This is a genomic window from Streptomyces sp. NPDC046215, assembly GCF_040646215.1.
GTDB lineage: Bacteria > Actinomycetota > Actinomycetes > Streptomycetales > Streptomycetaceae > Streptomyces > Streptomyces stramineus.
This window is the reverse complement of the sequence record NZ_JBEYZW010000140.1, coordinates 1-9,899: the sequence shown is the minus strand read 5'-3', so window position 1 is coordinate 9,899 and position 9,899 is coordinate 1. Positions and strand designations below refer to the sequence as shown.

The 9,899-nt window shown below is 69.3% G+C and carries 1 protein-coding gene; it reads right to left on the bottom strand.

Annotated elements, in window-relative coordinates; all coding sequences use genetic code 11:
- The coding region (locus tag ABZ951_RS32680; protein WP_361281601.1) for an SDR family NAD(P)-dependent oxidoreductase at positions 1 to 9,875 on the bottom strand (9,875 nt) is incomplete at its 3' end.
- Between the last annotated feature and the right edge of the window lie 24 nt (positions 9,876 to 9,899).

The following is a 9,899-nucleotide window of genomic DNA, read 5'->3' as shown; positions in this document are numbered from 1 at the left end:
CCGGCCACGTACTCCGGCCGCACACCCCACGACTCCACCAGCCGGAACAGCGCCACCTCCACCGCGAACAACCCCGCCTGGGCATACACGGTCCGATTCAGCAACTCCGCGTCATCACCCCAGACCACGTCCCGCAACGGGCAGTCCAGGTGCTCGTCCAGCCCCGCGCACACCGCCTCGAAAGCCTCCGCGAACACCGGGAACCGGGCATACAACTCACGCCCCATGCCGAGCCGCTGCGAGCCCTGGCCCGAGAAGAGGAATGCCGATTTTCCTTCGGAAACCGAGCCCTCCGCCACGCCCGGATCGGCCTCACCCATCACGAGCGCCGACAGAGCACGCATCACGGAATCCCGGTCCGCACCCCACACCACCGCACGGTGCGCGAAACTCGACCGCCCCGACGCCAACGAGTACGCCACGTCCCTGGCCCTCAGCCCGGGCTCGGTGTTGAGGTGCGACAGCAGCCGTGCAGCCTGGGCACGCAGCCCGGCCGTGGACTTGCTGGACACCACCAGGGGAAGCGGTCCGTCCGTCGCGTCCGCCGGTTCCACGGCCTCGGCCGGCTCCGACTCCGGTTGCTCCAGAATGACGTGCGCGTTCGTACCGCTGATACCGAAAGAGGAGACACCCGCACGTCGCGGCCCGTTGCCCTCAGGCCAGACGGTCCGCTCGGTCAGCAGCTCGACAGCACCGGCCGACCAGTCGACGTGCGACGACGGCGCCTCGACATGCAGGGTGCGCGGAAGCTCACCATGCCGCATCGCCATGACCATCTTGATCACACCCGCGACACCCGCCGCGGCCTGCGCGTGGCCGATGTTCGACTTCACCGAGCCCAGCAGCAGCGGCCGGCCCTCCGGACGGTCCTGACCGTACGTAGCCAGCAGCGCCTGCGCCTCGATCGGATCACCCAGCGTCGTGCCGGTGCCGTGGGCTTCCACGACGTCGACGTCCGGCGCGGACAGCCCGCCGCTGGCCAGCGCCTGCCGGATCACCCGCTGCTGGGAGGGGCCGTTCGGCGCCGTCAGACCGTTGGACGCACCGTCCTGGTTCACGGCAGAACCACGCACGACGGCCAGGACCCGATGTCCGTTCCGCCGCGCGTCAGACAAGCGCTCCAGCACCAGCATGCCCACGCCCTCACCCCAGCCGACACCATCGGCCGCATCGGAGAACGCCTTGCACCGACCGTCCGCCGACAAACCCCGCTGCCGCGAGAACTCCACAAACACCGCCGGCGTCGACATCACCGTCACACCACCGGCCAGGGCCAGCGAGCACTCACCCGACCGCAGCGACTGCGCCGCCCAGTGCAAGGCCACCAACGACGACGAGCACGCCGTATCCACCGTGACCGCAGGCCCCTCGAAACCGAACGTGTACGACACCCGGCCCGAGGCCACACTGCCCGCGCTCCCACTGCCCTGATAGCCCTCGAACTCGGGCCCGGAGAGGAGCTGGGAGTAGTCGTTGTACATGACACCCGCGAAGACGCCCGTCTGGCTGCCGCGCAGCGACACCGGGTCGATACCGGCCCGCTCGATCGCCTCCCAAGTCGTCTCCAGCAGCAACCGCTGCTGCGAGTCCGTCGCCAGCGCCTCCCGAGGACTCATCCCGAAGAACGCCGGATCAAACTCCGCCGCCTCCGTCAGGAACCCGCCCGCACGGGTATAGCTCGTCCCCGTGTGCCCGGGGTCGGGGTTGTAGAGGGACTCCACGTCCCAGCCGCGTTCGGCCGGGAAGTCCGAGACCGCGTCCACACCCTCCGACACCAGCCGCCACAAGTCCTCAGGCGACGCGACCCCACCCGGATAACGGCAGCTCATCCCGACAATCACCACCGGATCATCGGCGACAACCACCGACACCCCCACCGGCACAGCCACCCCCGCCGCCGCCTCCGCCTCCGCACCGAACATCTCACCCAGCAGGAAGCCGACAAGCGCGTCCGCGGTCGGATAGTCGAAGACGGCCGTCGCCGGCAACCGGAGTTCGGTCACCGCGCCGAGGCGATTGCGGAGTTCGACCGCCGTCAGCGAGTCGAAGCCGAGGTCCTGGAAGGCCCTGGTCGGGTCGATCTCCGCGGCTCCGGCGTGTCCGAGAACCACTGCGATCTGCCCGCGTACGACATCGAGCAGCATCTCGTGCCGGTCCGCCGTGGACAGCCCGGTCAGGCGCTGGGCGATCCCGGAGGCCGCGGTGGTGGAGCCGGCTCGGCGGGTGCGCGTACGGATCAGCCCGCGCAGCAGCGGCAAGGGCTCGCCCTGCGCGCGGAGAGCCGCGAGGTCCAGACGCACCGGAAGTACCGCGGGCTCAGCGCCATGCGACGCGGCGTCGAACAGCATCAGCCCTTGTTCCACGGTCAGTGGCGGCATTCCGGAGCGGGTGATCCGCTGGAGGTCGGCCTCGGTAAGAGTGCCGGTCATGCCACTGTCCTGCGACCACGGACCCCACGCCAGTGACGTGGCCACAAGGCCCTGGGCCCGGCGGTGACGGGCCAGGGCGTCCAGGAAGGCGTTGCCCGCCGCGTAGTTGGCCTGGCCCGCGCTGCCGAACGTGCCCGCCACGGAGGAGAAGACCACGAACGCGTCCAGCTCCAGGCCCTTCGTGGCCTCATGCAGATTCCACGCCGCGTCCACCTTCGGACGCAGCACCGCCGCAAGCCGCTCCACCGTCAACGACCCGATCACACCGTCATCAAGAACACCCGCGGTGTGCACAACAGCACTGACCGGATACCGGGACACCAGATCCGCCACAGCCCCCCGGTCCGTCACATCGCACGCCTCGACGATCACATCCGCCCCGTAATCCGCCAGCTCGGCCACAAACTCCTCGGCACCCACGGCGGCCGGACCACTGCGGCTGACCAGCAGCAGACTCCCCACACCATGCTCAACCACCAGATGCCGGGCGAGAACACGACCCAGACCACCCGTACCACCAGTAACCAGGACCCTGCCGGACACGTCCCACATCTCGTCGGCAGCGTCCTGCGTCTGCACCCGGGCAAGACGCGCAGCGAAGGCCCGGCCCTCTCGGATCAACAGCTGAGGCTCGTCAACGGCGAGCGCCTGCGGCGGCACGGTCCCGGTGGCGCCGTCCAGGTCCACCAGGACGAAGCGCCCTGGGCTCTCCAACTGCGCGGAGCGCACCAGGCCCCAGACGGCGGCACCTGCGAGATCCGTGCCGCCCACCGCGCCACGCGTCACGAACACCAGACGCGAATCCACGAACCGCTCATCGTCCAGCCACGACTGCACCAGTTCCAACGCCCAGGCAGCCGCGGCGTGCACCGACTCCGCGGTGTCAGCGGCACTGGTGGGCGGCGCGACCAGGACGGCCTCGGGAATATCACCCTCGGCCAGGGGCTCCAGCTCCGCATACCCCCCGAACGGCACCCCGTCCGGTCCGGCACCAAGAACAACGCGCTCATCTGTCAGGGGAACGGGGACCCAGTCGAGGTTGAAGAGGGAGTCGCGGTCGCCGGTCCGCAAGTCCCCGGCAGCGATCGGACGGACCACCAGCGACTCCACCGAAGCCACCGGCCCACCGGCCGAATCCACCATCGCGATCGACAGACCGCTGTCGAGAGCACGGATACGCACCCGCATCTGTGACGCACCGGACGCATGCAGGGACACCCCGCTCCACGAGAACGGAACACCCTCCCCACCCCCGCCCAGCATCGCCGCATGCAGCGCCGCGTCGAAGAGTGCCGGGTGAAGACCGTAGGCAGCGCCGTCGACGCCTTCGGGAAGCCGGACTTCGGCGTAGATCTCGTCACCGGACTTCCAGGCGGCCCGCAGGCCCTGGAACGCCGGGCCGTAGGTGAACCCGGACTCCGCGAACTGCTCGTAGCAGCCGCTCACATCGAGAACCTCGGCGTCCCGCGGAGGCCATACGGACGTATCGAAGACCGCTGCCTCGACGCCTGTGGTGACGGACCCGCTCGCATGCAGCGTCCACGGCTCCTCGCCCTCACGTGAGTGCACCGCAACCGCCCGACGACCCGACTCGTCCGGCTCACCGACCCACACCTGCACCTGCACACCAGCACCCGAACCCGGCAACACCAGCGGCGCGGCAAGCGTCAGCTCCTCCAGCACATCACAACCGACCTCATCCGCCGCCCGCAACACCAGCTCCACCAACGCCGTACCCGGCACCAGCACCGACCCCAGCACCACATGATCAGCAAGCCACCCATGCGACGCGGACGACAGCCGGCCCGTGAACAACAACCCACCGGAACCCGCCAGATCCACCGCAGCACCCAACAACGGATGCCCCACCGAACCCAGACCCGCAAACCGCACATCACCAGAACGCCCCACAGACCCCACAGGCCAGAAACGCTCACGCTGGAACGCATACGTCGGCAGATCCACCCGACGAGCACCACTGCCGGCGAAGACAGCAGCCCAGTCGACCGGCACACCGTGGACATGCAGCCGGGCCAGACCAGCGAGCAGCGACGGTTCCTCAGCACGGCCCTTGCGCAGCACTGGGGCCAGTACAGCCTCATCGCCCGCGGACTCCACAGCCAGCGCGGAGAGAGCGCCGTCAGGGCCGAGCTCCAAGAAGGCGGTCACCCCCTGCTCTCGCAGCGTGCGCACACCATCGGCGAACCGTACTGCCTCACGAACGTGGCGGACCCAGTACTCCGCGGAGCACAGCTGTTCCGCGTTCGCCGACTCGCCGGTGACGTTCGAGACGATCGGGATGCTCGGCACACCGAACGACAGCCCCGCCACTACCTCCCGGAAACCGTCGAGCATCGGCTCCATCAAGGGCGAGTGGAAGGCGTGCGAGACCCTCAGCCTGCTGGTCTTGCGTCCCTCGCCCTCGAAGCGGGTCCGGATGGCCTCGACAGCGTCCTCGGCACCGGACACCACCACCGACGACGGGCCGTTGACCGCAGCAATCGACACATCCCCGGCCAGGTACGGAAAGACCTCCTCCTCCGTCGCCTGGACAGCCACCATCGCACCACCGGCGGGCAACGCCTGCATCAGCCGACCCCGAGCCGCCACCAGCGCACACGCATCCGGCAGCGAAAACACACCCGCCACGTGCGCGGCCGCGACCTCACCGACCGAGTGGCCCAGCAGCTGATCCGGGCGGACGCCCCACGACTCCACCAGCCGGAACAGCGCCACCTCCACCGCGAACAACCCCGCCTGGGCATACACGGTCCGGTTCAACAGCTCCGCGTCATCACCCCAAAGCACGTCCCGCAACGGGCGGTCCAGGTGCTTGTCCAGCCCCGCGCACACCGCCTCGAAAGCCTCCGCGAACACCGGGAACCGGGCATACAACTCACGCCCCATCCCCAGCCGCTGCGAACCCTGACCCGAGAACAAGAACGCCGACCTACCCGAACGCGCCACACCCTCCGCCACAACGTCCGCGTCACCCCGGCCCTCCGCCAGAGCAGACAAAGAACGCAGCAGACCATCCCGATCCGCCGCCAACACCACCGCACGGTGCTGGAACTCCGCACGACCCGTCGCCAGCGAATACGCGACGTCCACAAGTCGTGAGTCGGACTCTCGGTGGAGATGGGACAGCAGACGGGCCGCCTGAGCCCGCAGAGCCGACTCACTCTTCCCCGACACCACCGTGGGAACCAGCCCATCAGGGACAGCTCGGGCCTCGACAGCAGCCGGCTCCGGCTCCGACTCCGGCTGCTCCAGGATCACGTGCGCGTTCGTACCGCTGATACCGAACGAGGAAACCCCCGCACGACGCGGACCATCCCCCTCAGGCCAAACGGTCCGCTCAGTCAGCAGCTCGACAGCACCGGCCGACCAGTCGACGTGCGACGACGGCGCCTCGACATGCAGGGTGCGCGGAAGTTCACCGCGGTGCATGGCCATGACCATCTTGATCACACCAGCGACACCCGAGGCCGCCTGTGTGTGGCCGATGTTCGACTTGATCGAGCCCAGCAGCAACGGGCGGTCCTCGGGCCGGTGCCGACCGTACGTGGCGAGCAGGGCCTGCGCCTCGATCGGGTCACCCAGCGTCGTGCCGGTACCGTGGGCCTCCACGACGTCGACGTCCGGCGCGGACAACCCGGCACTCGCCAGCGCCTGCCGGATCACCCGCTGCTGGGAGGGGCCGTTCGGCGCTGTCAGACCGTTGGACGCACCGTCCTGGTTCACGGCGCTGCCCCGCACAACAGCCAGGACCCGATGTCCGTTCCGCCGCGCGTCCGACAGACGCTCCAGCACCAGCATGCCGGCGCCTTCGGACCAGCCGACACCGTCGGCGCTGTCGGAGAACGCCTTGCAGCGCCCGTCCGGTGAGAGCCCGCCCTGCCGGGAGAACTCCACGAACGTCAGCGGGGTCGCCATCACCGTCACGCCTCCGACGAGGGCGAGAGTGCTCTCACCCGATCGCAGTGACTGCGCCGCCAGGTGCAGGGCCACCAGCGACGACGAGCACGCCGTGTCCACCGTGACCGCAGGCCCCTCGAAGCCGAACGTGTACGACACCCGGCCCGATGCCACACTGCCCGCGCTCCCGCTGCCCTGATAACCCTCGAACTCGCGCCCGGTGAGGAGCTGGGAGTAGTCGTGGTACATCACGCCGGCGAAGACGCCCGTCCGGCTGCCGCGCAGTGTCGTCGGGTCGATGCCCGCCCGCTCGATCGCCTCCCAGCTCGTCTCCAGCAGCAACCGCTGCTGGGCGTCGGTGGTCAGGGCCTCCCGGGGGCTCATCCCGAAGAAGGCGGGGTCGAAGTCCCCCGCGTCGCGGAGGAATCCGCCGGAGCGGGTGACGATGGCGCCCTCGCGGTCGGGGTCGTAGGCGTCCGCGATCTCCCAGCCTCGATCGGTCGGGAAGCCGGAGACGGCGTCCACACCGTCGGACACCAGCTGCCAGAGGTCCTCGGGCGAGGTGACGCCGCCGGGGAAGCGGCAGCTCATGCCGACGATGACGACCGGGTCGTCCGTCAGGGACGGCAGCGCTGCCACCGGAATCTGCTCTGCCTCGTCGGCGTCGAACAGCTCGTCGAGGAGGTGGCCTGCCAGGGCGTCGGCCGTCGGGTAGTCGAACACGACTGTCGCCGACAGTCGAAGACCGGTGGCCTTGCCCAGTCCGTTGCGGAGTTCGATCGCGGTCAGGGAGTCGAAGCCGAGATCCTGGAAGGCCCTCGACGGATCGATCGTGTCCGGGCGGGCGTGGTCGAGAACCGCCGCGACCCGGTCGCGCACCAGGTCCAGCAGTACCACCCGCCGCTCGTTCCCGGAGAGTCCCGCCAGACGCCGCACGAGACCGGCCGCCGTGGCCGAACCGCCGACAGCGGTACGCCGGTTACGCGTGCGGATGAGGCTGCGCAGGAGTGGCAGGGGCTCGCCCTGTGCCCGCAGGGCGGTGAGGTCCAGGTGGACGGGGAGAAGTACGGGTTCGTCGGTGCCGAGGGCGGTGTCGAAGAGGGCGAGGCCCTCCTCGGCGGTCAGTGGCGGCATTCCGGAGCGGGTGATCCGCTGGAGGTCGGCCTCGGTGAGCGTGCCGGTCATGCCACTGTCCTGCGACCACGGACCCCACGCCAGTGACGTGGCCACAAGCCCCTGGGCCCGGCGGTGACGTGCCAGCGCGTCCAGGAAGGCGTTGCCCGCCGCGTAGTTGGCCTGACCCGCACTGCCGAACGTACCCGCCACGGAGGAGAAGACCACGAACGCGTCCAGCTCCAGGCCCTTCGTGGCCTCATGCAGATTCCACGCCGCGTCCACCTTCGGACGCATCACCGCCGCAAGCCGCTCCGCCGTCAATGACCCGATCACACCGTCATCAAGAACACCCGCGGTGTGCACAACAGCACTGACCGGATACCGGGACACCAGATCCGCCACAGCCCCCCGGTCCGACACATCGCACGCCTCGACGATCACATCCGCCCCGTGCGCCGCCAGCTCGGCCACAAACTCCTCGGCACCCACGGCGGCCGGACCACTGCGGCTGACCAGCAGCAGACTCCCCACACCATGCTCAACCACCAGATGCCGGGCAAGAACACGACCCAGACCACCCGTACCACCAGTAACCAGAACCCTGCCGGACACGTCCCAGGCCACATCGGCCGTGTTCCGGGACTGCGCGCGCACCAGGCGAGCGGCGAAAATCTGGCCTTCGCGCACCAGCAGTTGGGGTTCGTCGGAGGCGAGCGCCTGCGACAGGACCGCCGCATCGGCGTCGCTCTCCAGGTCCACCAGAACGAAGCGCCCGGGACTCTCGGACTGCGCGGAGCGGACCAGGCCCCAGACGGCGGCACCTGCGAGATCCGTGCCGTCCACCGCGCCACGCGTCACGAACACCAGCCGCGATTGCGCGAACCGCTCGTCAGCCAGCCATGACTGCACCGACTCCAACGCCAGTGCGGCCGCGGCATATACGGACTCAACGGTGCCGACAGCCTCGATGGCCGGCTCGATCAGCACGGTCCCCGGGACGTCGGCCCCGGTTACGGACTCCAGGTCCGTGTAGGTCCGGAACGGCCCGGCAAGTTCGACGCTCTCGCCCGTCGGCGAAACAGGAACCCAGTCGAGGTTGAAGAGGGAGTCGCGGTCGCCGGTCCGCAAGTCCCCGGCAGCGATCGGACGGACCACCAGCGACTCCACCGAAGCCACCGGCCCACCGGCCGAATCCACCATCGCGATCGACAGACCGCTGTCGAGAGCACGGATACGCACCCGCATCTGTGACGCACCGGACGCATGCAGGGACACCCCGCTCCACGAGAACGGAACGCCCTCCCCTCCCCCGCCCAGCATCGCCGCATGCAGCGCCGCGTCGAAGAGTGCCGGGTGAAGACCGTAATCGGCACCGTCGACTCCCTCAGGAAGACCGACCTCGGCATAGACGTCCCCGCCGAGCCTCCAGGCCGCCCGCAGGCCCTGGAACACCGGACCATACGTCAATCCCGACTCCGCGAACTGCTCGTAGCAGCCGGCCACATCAAGGGAGACAGCATCGGCAGGCGGCCACACCGACGTATCGAACACGGCCGCCTCAGCACCATGAATCACAGCACCGCTCGCATGCAGGGTCCACGGCTCCTCGCCTTCACGTGAGTGCACCGCAACCGCCCGACGACCGGAATCGTCCGGCTCACCGACCCACACCTGCACCTGCACACCAGCACCCGAACCAGGCAGCACCAGCGGCGCGGCGAGCGTCAGCTCCTCCAGCAGATCACAGCCGACCTCATCCGCCGCCCGCAACACCAGCTCCACCAACGCCGTACCCGGCACGAGCACCGACCCCAGCACCACATGATCAGCGAGCCACGCAGGCGACACGGTGGACAGCCGGCCCGTGAACAACAACCCACCGGAACCTGCCAGCTCCACCGCAGCACCCAACAACGGATGCCCCACCGAACCCAGACCCGCAAACCGCACATCACCAGAACGCCCCACAGGCCCCACAGGCCAGAAACGCTCACGCTGGAACGCATACGTCGGCAAATCCACCCGACGGGGCTCGGTTCCGGCGAACAACGCCGCCCAGTCCACTCGCACGCCCTGGACGTGCAACTGCGCCAGAGCCGCGAGTACCGCCCTCTCCTCTGGACGGTCCTTGCGCAGCGCGGGGACGAGCACGGTCTCGTCCGGCAGCGACTCCCCGGCCATGGCCGACAGCGTGCCGTCCGGGCCCAGCTCCAGGAACCGCGTCACACCCTCCGCGTGCAGAGCCCGTATCCCGTCGGCGAACCGCACCGCCTCACGGACATGAGCCACCCAGTAATCGGCCGAGCACAGCTGCGCGGGCTCAGCAAGCCGGCCGGCCAGATTGGACACCACCGGCACCGTCGGCACACCGAACGTCAGCCCCGCCACAACCGCACGGAACTCCTCCAGCATCGGCTCCATCAACGGCGAGTGGAA